General features: G+C 63.2%; 11 protein-coding genes. 8 read left to right on the top strand and 3 right to left on the bottom strand.

Annotated features, from left to right (window positions below):
- Nucleotides 1–107: 107 nt before the first annotated feature.
- Complete coding sequence (locus NKH97_RS23555) at nucleotides 108–368, bottom strand: hypothetical protein (RefSeq protein ID WP_081734943.1); 261 nt, start codon at nucleotides 366–368, stop codon at nucleotides 108–110.
- 192 nt (nucleotides 369–560) lie between these two features.
- Between NKH97_RS23555 and NKH97_RS23550 the strand changes: the two genes are divergently transcribed.
- The 5 genes from NKH97_RS23550 to NKH97_RS23530 all read left to right on the top strand — a co-directional run bounded on the left by NKH97_RS23550 (nucleotide 561) and on the right by NKH97_RS23530 (nucleotide 6,919).
- Complete coding sequence (locus tag NKH97_RS23550; RefSeq protein WP_352798879.1) at nucleotides 561–4,184, top strand: hydantoinase B/oxoprolinase family protein; 3,624 nt, start codon at nucleotides 561–563, stop codon at nucleotides 4,182–4,184.
- A 31-nt stretch (nucleotides 4,185–4,215) separates the two neighbouring features.
- A complete protein-coding gene (locus tag NKH97_RS23545) occupies nucleotides 4,216–5,514 on the top strand; it encodes a BtaA family protein (protein ID WP_352798878.1) in 1,299 nt (432 codons plus the stop codon).
- Nucleotides 5,511–6,194 carry a class I SAM-dependent methyltransferase gene (locus NKH97_RS23540; protein ID WP_352442225.1) on the top strand — a complete coding sequence of 228 codons (684 nt, stop codon included), beginning with the start codon at nucleotides 5,511–5,513 and terminating at the stop codon, nucleotides 6,192–6,194. Before NKH97_RS23545 ends, NKH97_RS23540 begins: the two co-directional genes overlap by 4 nt.
- A gap of 110 nt (nucleotides 6,195–6,304) precedes the next feature.
- Entirely contained in the window at nucleotides 6,305–6,601 is a 297-nt protein-coding gene (locus tag NKH97_RS23535) for a type II toxin-antitoxin system RelE/ParE family toxin (protein ID WP_352442224.1), read from the top strand.
- A gap of 9 nt (nucleotides 6,602–6,610) precedes the next feature.
- On the top strand, nucleotides 6,611–6,919 hold the full coding sequence (locus NKH97_RS23530) for a HigA family addiction module antitoxin (RefSeq protein ID WP_023813159.1): 309 nt from the start codon (nucleotides 6,611–6,613) through the stop codon (nucleotides 6,917–6,919).
- A 22-nt stretch (nucleotides 6,920–6,941) separates the two neighbouring features.
- Here NKH97_RS23530 and NKH97_RS23525 read toward each other — a convergent pair whose 3' ends face one another.
- Nucleotides 6,942–8,321 (bottom strand): serine hydrolase domain-containing protein, encoded by a 1,380-nt coding sequence (locus NKH97_RS23525; protein WP_352442223.1) that lies wholly within the window; start codon nucleotides 8,319–8,321, stop codon nucleotides 6,942–6,944.
- A 229-nt stretch (nucleotides 8,322–8,550) separates the two neighbouring features.
- Between NKH97_RS23525 and NKH97_RS23520 the strand changes: the two genes are divergently transcribed.
- Together NKH97_RS23520 and NKH97_RS23515 are read left to right on the top strand one after the other, a co-directional pair.
- A complete protein-coding gene (locus NKH97_RS23520; RefSeq protein ID WP_352442222.1) occupies nucleotides 8,551–9,351 on the top strand; it encodes a glycoside hydrolase family 25 protein in 801 nt (266 codons plus the stop codon).
- A 123-nt stretch (nucleotides 9,352–9,474) separates the two neighbouring features.
- Nucleotides 9,475–10,656, top strand: coding sequence for a lytic murein transglycosylase (locus tag NKH97_RS23515; protein ID WP_128303477.1), 1,182 nt, complete (start codon nucleotides 9,475–9,477; stop codon nucleotides 10,654–10,656).
- Between the two features lie 116 nt (nucleotides 10,657–10,772).
- Here the strand turns inward: NKH97_RS23515 and NKH97_RS23510 are convergent, their stop codons facing one another.
- Nucleotides 10,773–11,993, bottom strand: coding sequence for an alanine racemase (locus tag NKH97_RS23510; RefSeq protein WP_352798877.1), 1,221 nt, complete (start codon nucleotides 11,991–11,993; stop codon nucleotides 10,773–10,775).
- A 209-nt stretch (nucleotides 11,994–12,202) separates the two neighbouring features.
- On the opposite strand from NKH97_RS23510, the gene NKH97_RS23505 reads away from it, so the two are divergent.
- A complete protein-coding gene (locus tag NKH97_RS23505) occupies nucleotides 12,203–13,120 on the top strand; it encodes a DMT family transporter (RefSeq protein WP_352442220.1) in 918 nt (305 codons plus the stop codon).
- Nucleotides 13,121–13,227 lie beyond the last annotated feature (107 nt).

Raw genomic sequence — 13,227 nt, 5'->3', positions numbered from 1 at the left:
TTGCGCGACAAATCGATCAGACTCGAACGCCACGGCGCTCGGACAATATGAAAAAGGCCAGCGCGAGCCGGCCTTTCTCATTCATCACACGAAGTACTGCTTGCTCACTACTGCGCGGGCGCAGGAGCTGGTGTTGCCGGAGCCGGCTCGGCAGGCTTCTCGGGTGTGATGCTCTTCGTGGTCGAATTATCCGTTGCCGGAGGCGTCGCGGCCGGCGGCGTGGCTTCCGGGGTAGCCGGCTTCATCGGTTCCTCGGCGGCCGGCGGATTGGTGCTCTGGGTGGTCGTATTGTCCGTGCCGCTGTCACTGCAGGCGGCGACGCCAAGCAAGGCCAGAGCGGAAACGGACGCGAGAATGAGCTTTTTCATTTTGTCTCTCCTTCAACACACGCTCACGTTGCCGTGAGCGGTCGAAGGACAAATGCGTCAGACGACCATGAGTTTCGTAACGTTGCGTTTCGACATGTAACATCGTCTGGTTCATTTGCGATTGCCGCTCAGGCCGTGGCGAACTAACAGCATGTGCACCACCGATCGAACAGAAGAGCGCCAGGGGCTGTCATGACCGAAAAATGGGATTTCTGGATCGACCGCGGCGGCACATTCACCGATATCATCGGCCGAGATCCGGAAGGCGGGCTGCACCCGCGCAAGCTTCTCTCCGAAAACCCCGAAGCCTATAACGATGCCGCCATCCAGGGCATTCGCGACCTTCTCGGCTTGTCAGTCGGCGACACGATCCCGAGCGGCCTGATCGGCGACATCAAGATGGGCACCACGGTCGCCACCAATGCGCTGCTGGAGCGCAAGGGCGACCGCGTGCTTTTGCTCATCACCAAGGGCTTTCGCGATGCGCTGAAGATCGCCTACCAGGCGCGCCCCGACATCTTCGCCAAGGAGATCATCCTTCCCGAACAGCTGTACGAGCGGGTCATCGAAATCAACGAGCGCGTGCGCGCCGATGGCCGCGTCGAACAATTGCTCGACATCGCCGCCTGCCGGCCGGCGATCGAACAGGCCAGGGCCGATGGCATCGATGCGGTCGCCATTGTCTTCATGCACGCCTGGAAATACCCCGACCACGAGAAGGCTGTGGCGAAAGTCTGCCGCAAACTTGGTTTCAGCCAGGTCTCGGTCAGCCATGAAGTCTCGCCACTGATCAAGCTGGTCGGCCGCGGCGACACCACCGTGGTCGACGCCTATCTGTCGCCGATCCTGTCTCGATACGTGCAAAGGGTGGCGGGAGAGTTGGGCGTGGCGCCCGGCCAATCGCCTCGCCTCATGTTCATGATGTCGTCGGGCGGTCTCACCGCCGCCGACATGTTCCAGGGCAAGGACGCGCTGCTGTCGGGGCCCGCCGGCGGCGTCGTCGGCATGGTCGAGACGGCCAGGCTCGCCGGTTTCGGCAAAGTCATCGGCTTCGACATGGGCGGCACCTCCACCGACGTCGCCCATTATGACGGAGAGTATGAGCGCGCCTTCGACACCGAGGTCGCCGGCGTGCGCATCCGTGCGCCGATGATGCGCATCCACACCGTCGCCGCCGGCGGCGGCTCGATCCTGCACTATGAGGCCGGTCGCTTCCGGGCCGGACCGGATTCGGCTGGCGCCAATCCCGGCCCGGCAGCCTACCGGCGCGGCGGCCCGCTCGCCGTCACCGACGCCAACGTCATGCTTGGCAAGCTGCAGCCCGATTTCTTTCCGGCAATATTCGGACCCGGCCAGGACGAACCGCTCGACGTCGAGACGGTGCGAGCAAAATTTGCAACACTTGCCGCCGAAATCGGCGATGGCCGGTCGCCCGAGACTGTCGCCGAAGGGTTCGTCACCATCGCCGTGGAGAACATGGCCAACGCCATCAAGAAGATCTCCGTCCAGCGCGGCTATGACGTCACCGAATATCTCCTGAACTGTTTTGGCGGCGCCGGCGGCCAGCACGCGTGCCTGGTCGCCGATGCGCTCGGCATGGAAGCGGTGCTGATCCATCCCTTCTCAGGTCTGCTGTCGGCCTATGGCATCGGCCTGTCCTCGGTCTTTGCCTCGCGCCAGCAGGCGCTGCTGAAACCGCTTGCCGAAGAGTCCAGAACGGAGATCGGCAACCTCATTGCCATCTTGAGAAAAGCCGTCATCGCCGAGCTCGCGGCGCAAGGCATCGGCGAGGATGCGGTCGCCACCAAGCCCGTGCTGCACATTCGCTATGACGGCACCGACACGACACTGCCGGTGAATTTCGAGGCGGATTCGATTTTCCAGGCGAGGCGCGATTTTGAAATCGCCCACAAGGCGCAGTTCGGTTTCGTCTATGACGACAAGCCGATGATCGTCGAGACCGTCGGCGTCGAAGGCACCGACAGCGGCGGCACCGGGCGCGACGAAACTGAATCGCGAACCGAAGACCTTGCCGTAAGCCCTTCGCAAACCCGCGAAATCTTCACCGAAGGAGAGTGGCACACTTCACCCATCTTCCGCCGCGAGGCGCTGAAGCCGGGAAACAGGATTGCGGGACCCGCCTTGATTATCGAGCCGAACCAGACAATCGCCATCGAGCCGGGCTGGCAGGCCGAAATCACCGCCAGGAATCATGTGCTTCTGCGCCGCGTCGAGAAAAAGCGCCGGCAGGCAGCGCTCGGCACCGAGGCCGATCCGGTCATGCTGGAGGTCTTCAACAATCTGTTCATGTCGATCGCCGAGCAGATGGGTGTGACGCTGCAGAACACCGCCTATTCGGTCAACATCAAGGAAAGGCTGGATTTCTCCTGCGCCGTCTTCGATCGCACTGGCGCGCTGGTCGCCAATGCGCCGCACATGCCGGTACATCTCGGCTCGATGGACCGCTCGGTCGAAACCGTCATCCGGCTGAATTCCGGCGACATCCACCCCGGCGACGTCTTTGCCCTCAACGCACCCTACAATGGCGGCACGCATCTGCCCGACATCACCGTGGTGAGGCCGGTGTTCGACGACGCCCAACGCGAAATCCTGTTCTGGGCAGCCTCTCGCGGCCATCATGCGGATATCGGCGGCACGGCACCCGGCTCGATGACGCCGCTTGCCACCACGGTCGACGAGGAAGGCGTGCTGTTCGACAATTTCCGCATCGTCGATCGTGGAAAATTCCGCGAGAAGGAGCTGGAAACGCTGCTCACCGACCACCGCTACCCGGCCCGCAATCCGCACCAGAACATCGCCGACCTCAAAGCGCAGATCGCCGCCAACGAGAAGGGCGTCGCGGAACTGCGCAAGATGGTCGCGCATTTCGGCCTCGATGTCGTCGAAGCGTATATGGGCCATGTCCAGGACAATGCGGCTGAAAGCGTGCGCCGCGTGCTGGAGCGGCTGCCCGATAGTTCGCAGTACGAATACCCGACCGACACCGGCCAAATCATCAAGGTGAAGATCACGGTCAACCGGCAAAAGCGCGAGGCGACCGTTGACTTGACCGGCACGTCGCCGGTCATGAAGAACAATTTCAACGCGCCCGAACCCGTCGCCCGAGCGGCCGTGCTCTATGCTTTCCGCGTCATGGTCGAGGACATGATCCCGATGAATGCCGGCTGTCTGCGGCCAATCAACATCATCATTCCCGACGGCTGCATGCTGAAACCCGCCTACCCCGCCGCCGTCGTCGCCGGCAATGTGGAGACCTCGCAGCATGTCACCAATGCGCTGTTCGGCGCCATGGGCGCCATGGCCAACGCGCAAGGCACGATGAACAACCTGACCTTCGGCAACAAGACCTACCAATACTACGAGACGATCTGTTCCGGCTCGCCCGCCGGCCAGATGAACTCGGGCCGCGGCTTTGCCGGCACCTCCGGCGTCCACACCCACATGACCAACTCGCGCCTCACCGACCCGGAAGTGCTGGAATTGCGCTTTCCCGTGCTGCTCGAGGATTTCCACATTCGGGAAAACTCCGGCGGCAAGGGCAAATGGAGCGCCGGCGACGGCACCAAACGCACCATCCGCTTCCTCGAAAAGATGGAATGCGCGATCCTCTCCTCGCACCGCAACCGCCCGCCGCAAGGGCTGGACGGAGGCGGCGATGGCGAGGTCGGCTCGACCAAGGTCCGCCGCAAGGACGGCACGATCGACATGCTGAAAGCCTGCGACCAGACCGTGCTGCAGGCCGGCGACGCCGTCATCCTGACGACGCCGACGCCGGGCGGGTTTGGCAAACTGTAAGGAGGCGTCAACAGGCTGTCACCGGCCTGTCATGACCCTGAGCTACCCGCTTGCGGCAAAGCAAATGGGGAATCATCTTGCCATGACGGACGTTTCCGCTGATCTGGTTTTTCGCCGCGGCAAGGAAGTTGGAAAGGCCGTCTACCAGAACCGCCCGCTGTCGAAGGCCGGCATTTCGGAGCGGCTGTTCGCCTTCCTGTTTTCCGGCCTCGTCTATCCGCAGATCTGGGAAGACCCCGATGTCGACATGGAGGCGATGCAGCTTGGCCAGGGCCACCGCGTCGTCACCATCGCCTCCGGCGGCTGCAACATCCTGGCCTACCTCACGCGCTCGCCGGCCCGGGTCGACGCCGTCGACCTCAACACCGCGCACATCGCGCTGAACCGCATGAAGCTGGAGGCGGTGCGCCATTTGCCATCGCAGGGCGACCTGTTCTGCTTCTTCGGCGCCGCCGACACCAGCCACAATTCGAAAGCGTATGACCGTTTCATCGCGCCGCATCTCGATCCGGTCAGCCGTCACTACTGGGAGCGCCGCAACTGGCGCGGCCGCCGTCGCATCACTGTGTTCGACCGCAATTTCTACCAGACCGGCCTGCTCGGCCTGTTCATCGCCATGGGCCACCGCACGGCAAAATTCTTCGGCGTCGACCCTGCCGGCATCATGCAGGCCAAGAACATCGGCGAGCAGCGCCGCTTCTTCAACGAGGAGTTGGCGCCGGTCTTCGACAAGAAGCTTTTGAAATGGGCGACGTCGCGCAAGGCCTCTCTGTTCGGCCTCGGCATTCCGCCGGCGCAGTACGATTCGCTGATCACTTCTGGCGACGGCACCATGGCCAGCGTGCTGAAAGCCCGGCTGGAAAAGCTCGCTTGCGATTTTCCGCTGGAGAACAACTATTTCGCCTGGCAGGCCTTCGCCCGGCGCTATCCGAACCCCGGCGAGGCTGCCCTTCCCGCCTATCTCGAAAAACAGAACTACGAGACCATTCGCGGCAATGTCGACCGCGTCGCCATCCACCATGCCAATCTGATCGAGTTCCTCGCCGGCAAGGACGCAGGCGCGGTCGACCGCTTCGTCCTGCTCGACGCTCAGGACTGGATGACCGATGACCAGCTCAACGCGCTGTGGGCGGAAATCACCCGCACCGCATCGGCCGGCGCCCGCGTGATCTTCCGCACCGCCGCCGAACCCAGCCTGTTGCCGGGCCGAGTCTCCAGCTCGCTGCTCGACCAGTGGGACTATCAGGACCAGGCTTCGCGCGAATTTTTGGCCCGCGACCGCTCGGCCATCTATGGCGGCTTCCACCTCTACGTGAAGCGTGCGGCATGAGCACCAGCGAGTTGCCGGCCAGCCCCGAATTCAAGGCCAACCATGCCGAACTGATGGACCGCGTCTACCGCTGGCAGCGCCATATCTACGACCTGACCCGCAAATACTACCTGCTCGGCCGCGACCTAATGATCTCGGGGCTCGACGTGCCTGTCGGTGGCACCGTGCTGGAGCTCGGCTGCGGCACCGGCCGCAACATCATCCTGGCCGCGCGTCGCTACCCCGACGCCGGCTTCTTCGGCCTCGACATTTCAGCCGAAATGCTGGAGACGGCCAGCGCCGCGATTGCCCGCGAGGGCCTGGTCGATCGTGTCACGCTCGCCCAGGGCGACGCCACGGGATTCGATGCCAAGGCGCTGTTCGGGCGCAACGGCTTCGATCGCGTCTTCGTGTCCTATTCGCTGTCGATGATCCCCGGCTGGGAAAAAACTGTGTCGGCAGCGCTGGCCGCGCTGTTACCGAACGGTTCGCTGCACATCGTCGATTTCGGCCAGCAGGAAGGCCTGCCCGGCTGGTTCCGGACCTTGCTGCGCGGCTGGCTGAAAAAATTCCACGTCGCGCCGCGTGAATCGTTGCGCGAAGTGCTGGAATCGGAATCGCGGCGAACCAGCGCAAGCTTCCGTTTCCGCACGCTTTATCGCGGCTATGCCTGGCTGGCGGTTATCAAGATCACTTCCTGAATATTGCCGTGGGAAAGGCACATAAAGGCGAAGCAGCCACGATCCGTTGGATCAACGTTGCCTTATGACCCCGAGAGCGGTACACTATCTCACATGCATGGAAGCATGTGGTGATCATCGGCTTCAGGGATGAATGGCTGCGGGCCTTCTTCGTGGAAGACACCCATTCTCGCAACATTCCGTCCGATCTCGAAAGCCGTTTGTTCCGCAAGCTCCAGATGATTGACGACGCGATGATCGATCAGGATTTGCGTGTGCCGCCCAGCAATCATTTCGAGAAGCTGCGTGGCATTCTCGAAGGCTTCCATTCAATACGCGTCAACAAGCAATGGCGGCTGATCTTCCGCTGGGACGGCGGCCGCGGTGAGGCGTCGGACATCTATCTCGACGACCACAGCTATAAGTGAGGTGAGAACATGTTGATGACCGCACGCAAGCCAGCAACGGTTGGCGAAATTCTCACGGAAGAATTCATGCAACCGCTTGGCCTTACGCAGGCAGCTTTGGCCGAGGCGATGGGGGTCCAGCGCAAACATGTGAACGAATTGTGCAACGACCGCCGCAACGTGACGGCGGCGACCGCGCTCATTCTGGCACGGGTGTTCGGCAACAGCCCGGATTTCTGGTTGAACGTACAGCGCCGCAGCGATCTTTGGCAGGTCATGAACTCGCCCGACGAGCGGGCGCGGGTTGATCGCGCCAAGCCTTTGGCGACAGCTGCATAGACAAGAGTTACGGCGCGCTAGTCTAATGTAACGCCTTGATTAACGCCGCCACCATCGTCTGCGGCCGGTAGCCGAGCTTGGCCGGCGTTAGCCCCAGCCGCACGACCACCAGTTGTTCCGAGGGAATGATGGCGACCGTCTGCCCGTCATGACCTTCCATCCAGTAGGTGTCCTTGGGCAGGCCTGCGGCGACGCCGGCGCCGGGGTTTTCCTCATCGCCAGGGGCCTCGATCCACAACTGGCCTTTGCCGTAGACTTTCGAGGCAGCTGCCGGCTCCCGCATCCAGTCGACGAAGCCGGCCGGCAGGATCTGGTTGCCGTTCCACACCCCGCTTTGCAGCAGGAACTGGCCGAAGCGCGCCCAGTCATGGGCAGTCGCGTAGAGATAGGATGAGCCGACGAAGGTGCCTTGCTCGTCGGTCTCGAGCACCGCACTGTGCATGCCGAGCGGCTCGAACAGCGCCGTGCGCGGCCACGTCAGCGCCTTGGCCTTGTCGCCGATCGCGTCCTGCCAGAGGCGCGACAGCATCACCGCCGTGCCGCTCGAATAGGAAAACTGTTTGCCGACCTCTGCAGCCAGCGGCTTGGATTCGGCGAAGCCCGCCATGTCAGGTTCGAGATAGAGCATGCGCGTGACGTCGGCGACGTCGCCATAATCCTCGTTGAACTCCAGCCCGCTCGACATCGCCATCATGTCGGCGAGGCGGATGGCAGTGCGGCCGTCCGCCTTCCACGGCGCAAACAGGTTTTTGTCGTCGAAAGCCATCTTGCCGTCCTTGACCAGCGTGCCGACGATGGCGGCGTTCACCGTCTTGGTCATCGACCAGCCGAGCAGCGGCGTCTTGGCGGAAAAGCCATCGCCGTAGCGCTCGCCGACGACGCGGCCATTCTTGACCACCACCACCGCGCGCATGCCGGTGCCGGCCAGCGCCGCATCGTCCAGCAGCTTGGCAATCACCGGATCCTGTGATGCCTCGACGCGCTCGCCTTGCGGCCACAGGTCGCCCATGGTGGCCGCCGACGGCTCCGCTTGGATCGCGGTCCGCCGCGCCTTGCCTACATCGCCGTCCGGAACCGAAGCGCAGCCCAGCCCGTCACGGGCGACGGCGATGCTCTTGCCGAGGAAGCCGAACAGGCCCGCCGACACCGTTCCCCTGTTCTTGTCCACCGAAACCCGCATTAGCCGCAGCAGGGGATGCCCGGGCGCCTGCACGTCGACGGCAAGCACCTCATTGGGATCGCGGCCGGCAATGAAGACGTTCGAACAGACGATCTTGGCCGAGTAGCCCGAGCCGACCCTGATCAACTCCGGCGGCGCGATATAAAGCCAGGCAAAAAGGGCGGCGATCGCCAGAACGATCAGGCCAAGCAGCCATTTGACGATCTTGACCACGATCCGCATTTATTTCCTCCGGGCCCTGCGCGACCCTTATGTCATCGATTTGCCGCCATTGCTTCCGCAAATCACAATGCTTGTCGAGCGCCATCAACGGATTATCAACCATGATCGGCGATCACAGGATATGCTGAGCGATGCTGTGGGGCGATCGCTCGGAGGGGGCCCGATCACAAAACCGGCCATCAGTGTATAGACCCATCAGCGACCGGCTGAATCCGGCTCGGGAATTGCGATGCGCCGTCTTGCGGGCCTCATCATGCTGACGCTGCTTGGCGCCTGCTCGACCGTGGACGATCTCTCGCCGCTGTCGCCGTCCGCTTCGAGCAGCCCGACGGTTGCCGTGCGCGCGCCGCGCTTTGCCGATTCCAAACCGCATGAATGGGAAAGCGGCGCGCCCTGGAACTATGCCGTTCACGGCACCGACGTCTCCAAATACCAGACCTCGGTCGACTGGCCGGCGGCCAAGGCCAGCGGCATCTCCTTCGCCTTCATCAAGGCGACCGAGGGCGGCGATCGCTTCGATGAGTATTTCAACGAGCATTGGACCCGCACGAAAGCTGCCAGCGTTCCGCGAGCCGCCTATCACTTCTACTATTTCTGCACCCCGGCTGCCGTGCAGGCGCGCTGGTTCATCCGCAACGTCCCCGTCGACCGCTCGGCGCTGCCGCCGGTCCTCGACATGGAATGGAACCCGCAATCGCCGACCTGCAGGCTGCGTCCCGACGCTGCCACGGTGCGCGCGGAGATGACCACCTTCCTTGAAATCGTCGAACGGCACTACGGCAAGAAGCCGATCATCTACACCTCGATCGACTTCTTCGACGATAACGAGCTGTCGAGCTTTCGCGGCTATCCCTATTGGCTGCGCTCCGTCGCCGGCCATCCGCGTGAGAAATACGGCAGCCACCCCTTCACCTTCTGGCAATACACGGGAACCGGCATCGTTCCGGGCGTAAGCGGCAAGTCCGACATCAACGTCTTCAACGGCAGTGAAGCCTCCTGGAACAAGTGGCTGCGGCAGAACACCCGTTGACACCGGGCCTACCGCCTGCTTTTCGACACAGCCAGCGGTGAACAGTGCAACCGCCAGTAATTCAGGGCGTTGGGCTTCCGGGGAGCACAACAACTGCCCGCTATTCGTTTCGAGAGGAAGCTGATGCGACTGCGTTCCAAAGTCCTCGCGGCTGCGCTGACCCTGTGCGCCACGGCCTTGCCGGCGATGGCGCAGGAATGCGGCGGCGACTTCGAATCCTGGAAGCAGGGCGTCGCTGCGGAAGCCAAGGCGGCTGGCGTAGGTACAGCGGGTCTCGACGCCCTTGGAGCGGCAACCTTCGACGACAAGGTGTTGGCACGCGACCGCGCCCAGGGCGTCTTCACCCAAACCTTTGTCGAGTTTTCCAACCGCATGATCTCGGCCTATCGCCTGAAGCAAGGTGCGGCAAACCTGAAGAAATACGCCGACGTCTTCGCCCGCGCCGACCAGCAGTTCGGCGTCCAGGCGCCGATCATCGCCGCTTTCTGGGCGCTGGAGACCGATTTCGGCGCCGTGCAGGGCGACTTCCACACGCTGAGCGCCCTGGTGACGCTTTCCCATGATTGCCGCCGGCCGCAGCTCTTCCGGCAGCAGCTGGTGCCGCTTCTGGAGCTGATCGATCGCGGCGTGCTGCCGGCCGATGTCAGGGGCGCCTGGGCCGGCGAGATCGGCCAGACGCAGATCCTGCCCTCCGACTATCTGGCACGCGGCGTCGACGGCGACGGCGACGGCAAGATCGACCTGCGCGGCAGCGTGCCCGATGTGATCATGACCACCGCCAACAAAGTGCTGTCGCGCGGCTGGAAACGCGACCAGCCCTGGATCCAGGAAGTCCGCGCGCCCGAAGACATGCCGTGGGACCAGACCGGCCGCACCAACAAGCTGCCGCTGTCGCAGTGGGCGCAATGGGGCGTCACCTACCCTAGCGGCGCGCCGCTGGTCGACAACGGCCTGAAAGCAGGCCTGGCGCTGCCGATGGGCCGCAAGGGGCCTGCCTTCCTCACCTACGACAATTTCGACGTCTATCTCGAATGGAACCAGTCCTTCACCTATGCGCTGACGGCAGCCAACCTTGCCGCACGACTCGCAGGCGCGCCGCCGCTCGACCCGCGCAATCCCGAAACCGGCCTCAACAACGAGCAGATGAAGGCGTTGCAGACCAAGCTGGAAGCCAGGGGCTACGATGTCGGCACTGTCGACGGCATTTTGGGTACCAACACCCGCGAGGCGATCCGCAAGGAGCAGATGCGGCTAGGCCTGCCGGTGGATGGCTGGCCGACGCCGGAGCTATTGGGGAAATTTTAGGGCAGTAGGCAGTAGGCAGTAGGCAGTAGGCAGTAGGCAGTAGGCAGTAGGCAGTAGAAAATTACTCCGAAAGCCGTGCCTGCCACCCCTATTCCCTATTCCCTATTCCCTATTCCCTATTCCGCCATCGTCTCCAGACTCGCAAACCCCTGCGGCGCGTCGCCCTCGTCGAACGGCGTCGTCACCTCGACGAAGGTGTCGGGGTAAAACCCGTTGAATCGGGTCCTCAGCGACAGCGAATAGGCGCCGATATGGCCGATCTCGATCCAGTCGCCGGTATCGACCGTTTCCGGCAGCCAGAATGGCCGCGACAGGATGTCGACGGAATCGCAGGTCGCGCCGCAGACCTTGAACGGCACGATGTTCTTCTCCTCGCCATTGCGCGAGCGGATCGCAGGATCGGGAATGAAGCGGGCCGGCAGCGTGATCTTGCCGGTCCATGAATCCGACAGCGACGCCCAGATGCCGTCATTGATGTAAAGCCGCTTGCCCTTGCGCAACAGCACCCGCACGATCAGCGACAGGCAGCGCGCCACGATCACCCTGCCCGGCTCGGCCACCAGCGGCATCTGGTCGAACTGATACTCTTTCAGATCGCCCGAAAGCCGCGACATGATCTGGCCGAGCGACGGCATCTCGATCTGCTTGCGGTTGGGATCGTGGCCGTATTCGGCGGGGAAACCGCCGCCGACGTCGAGCCCTGCAATATCGAAGGTCAGCCGGTTGCGCACCCAATCGGCGGAAGCCAGCGCCCGCTCATAGGTGTCGGGATCCTCGATCTGACTGCCGACATGGAAACACAGACCAACCTTGTAGCCGGTGCGGTTGAGCCGCTCGGCCAGTTCGACCGCATAGGCCGGCCCGGCGCCGAACTTCTTCGACAATTCGTAGGCGGCATGCCCCTTGGTCTGCACCCGCACGAACACGCTGATCGAGCCCGGATCGATGTCGAGCGCCCGCACCACTCGCGTCAGCTTGGTGATCTCGTCCTCGTGATCCAGCGAAATGACGCGGATGGCGTATTTCTCCAGCGCCAGCTTGATGTCCGACTGCGCCTTGACCGGATGCATGTAGAGCATCTCGGCATCCGGAGAGACCGCGCGCACGGCGGCGAACTCGCCCGGCGAAGCGACGTCGAAAGCCTTGACACCGGCTTCGACCAGGGTCTTCAGCACGATCTGCTCGCCATTGGTCTTGACCGCATAGGCGGTCTTGCCGGGGAACATGCCCATGAACTGCCTGGCATCCGCCATCAGCACTTGCGGGCGGAAGCAATAGACCGGATCGTCCGGACGAAGCGCCAGTGCCGCCTCGCGGGCATTTTCGAATCGCTGCATCGACGAATCCTTGACCTAGCCTGCGCACAATTAATCCAAGCTAGCGGCTAATGAAAACAATTCTGTGTCTCGTGCGGCTGACGCAGCGGCGCTAGGTCTTTGCCAGCAACGTTTGCCAGCGATCAGGTTTCGGGTGGCCCTTGTCACTGGCGCCGATATGGCTTCTGCCTGAGTGACTGGCATTCAGGCAGTCTGGGAGGGCGACTCACATGGCAATGGCCGCGACATCCGCACCACGCGGGCCGATGGTGCTCAAGGATTGGGGGCAACTCCTGCTGCTCGGCGCGATCTGGGGCGGCTCGTTCTTCTTTGCGCGCATCGCGGTGGCGGAACTCCCCCCGCTGGTGCTGGTGCTGTTTCGCGTCGCCATCGCCGCGATCGCACTGCAGATCTATCTCGGCCTGCGCGGTCCGTCCTTCCGCCTCGCGCTTCCGCATGCAGGCCTGTTCTTCCTGCTGGCGCTCACCAACAATGTCGTGCCCTTCTCGCTGATCTTCGCCGGCCAGACGGAGCTTGGCGCCGGCATCGCCTCGGTGCTCAACGCGACGACGCCATTCTGGACGCTGATCCTCGCCAACGCGCTGACATCCGACGAAAAGCTCTCCTGGAACAAGCTCGCCGGCATTGCGCTCGGCATCGCCGGTACGGCCGTCATGATCGGCCCCGGCCTGCTTACCGGGCTCGGCGGCCCGGTCTGGGCCAAGTTCGCGCTGATCGGTGCTTCGCTGTCCTATGGTATTGCGCTGATGGTCGCCCGCCTCTTCAAGGGCGTGCCCTCACCGGTCATCGCCACCGGACAGTTGACGGCGTCGACCATCATCATGATCCCGATCGTGCTCTTCACCTACGGTCCATCCGGCCTGTTCTCGGCCTCGCCCCCGGTCTGGGCGGCGGTGCTGGCGCTGGCGCTTCTGTCCACCGCCTTCGCCTACATCCTCTATTTCAACCTCGTCGCCTCGGCCGGCGCGACCAACGCCTCGCTGGTCACGCTTGTCGTGCCGGCCAGCGCCATGCTGCTCGGCTTCCTGTTCCTTGGCGAGCGGCTGGAGCTGTTCGAAATCGGCGGCGTGGTCCTGATCGCGCTCGGCCTCGTCACCATTGACGGGCGGTTGTTCGGCCGACGTTAGAGCGCCGCGCGTCCACTGGACGCGCAAAGAATGCTCTAACCGCCTAATTGCCCCCGCATCGCTAAAGCCTAATTCGGCTTTCGCGGGGGTAGCGCTGCCATGACACA

Origin of the sequence: Mesorhizobium sp. M0870 (genome assembly GCF_040319775.1) — a bacterium.
GTDB lineage: Bacteria > Pseudomonadota > Alphaproteobacteria > Rhizobiales > Rhizobiaceae > Mesorhizobium.
This window is presented reverse-complemented; position numbering and strand designations above follow the sequence as displayed.

Coding starts and splice junctions, on each gene's coding strand:
- NKH97_RS23555 (WP_081734943.1), bottom strand. CDS start 368: ATGAAAAAGCTCATTCTCGCGTCCGTTTCCGCTCTGGCCTTGCTTGGC.
- NKH97_RS23550 (WP_352798879.1), top strand. CDS start 561: ATGACCGAAAAATGGGATTTCTGGATCGACCGCGGCGGCACATTCACC.
- NKH97_RS23545 (WP_352798878.1), top strand. CDS start 4,216: ATGACCCTGAGCTACCCGCTTGCGGCAAAGCAAATGGGGAATCATCTT.
- NKH97_RS23540 (WP_352442225.1), top strand. CDS start 5,511: ATGAGCACCAGCGAGTTGCCGGCCAGCCCCGAATTCAAGGCCAACCAT.
- NKH97_RS23530 (WP_023813159.1), top strand. CDS start 6,611: ATGTTGATGACCGCACGCAAGCCAGCAACGGTTGGCGAAATTCTCACG.
- NKH97_RS23525 (WP_352442223.1), bottom strand. CDS start 8,321: ATGCGGATCGTGGTCAAGATCGTCAAATGGCTGCTTGGCCTGATCGTT.
- NKH97_RS23520 (WP_352442222.1), top strand. CDS start 8,551: ATGCGCCGTCTTGCGGGCCTCATCATGCTGACGCTGCTTGGCGCCTGC.
- NKH97_RS23515 (WP_128303477.1), top strand. CDS start 9,475: ATGCGACTGCGTTCCAAAGTCCTCGCGGCTGCGCTGACCCTGTGCGCC.
- NKH97_RS23510 (WP_352798877.1), bottom strand. CDS start 11,993: ATGCAGCGATTCGAAAATGCCCGCGAGGCGGCACTGGCGCTTCGTCCG.
- NKH97_RS23505 (WP_352442220.1), top strand. CDS start 12,203: ATGGCAATGGCCGCGACATCCGCACCACGCGGGCCGATGGTGCTCAAG.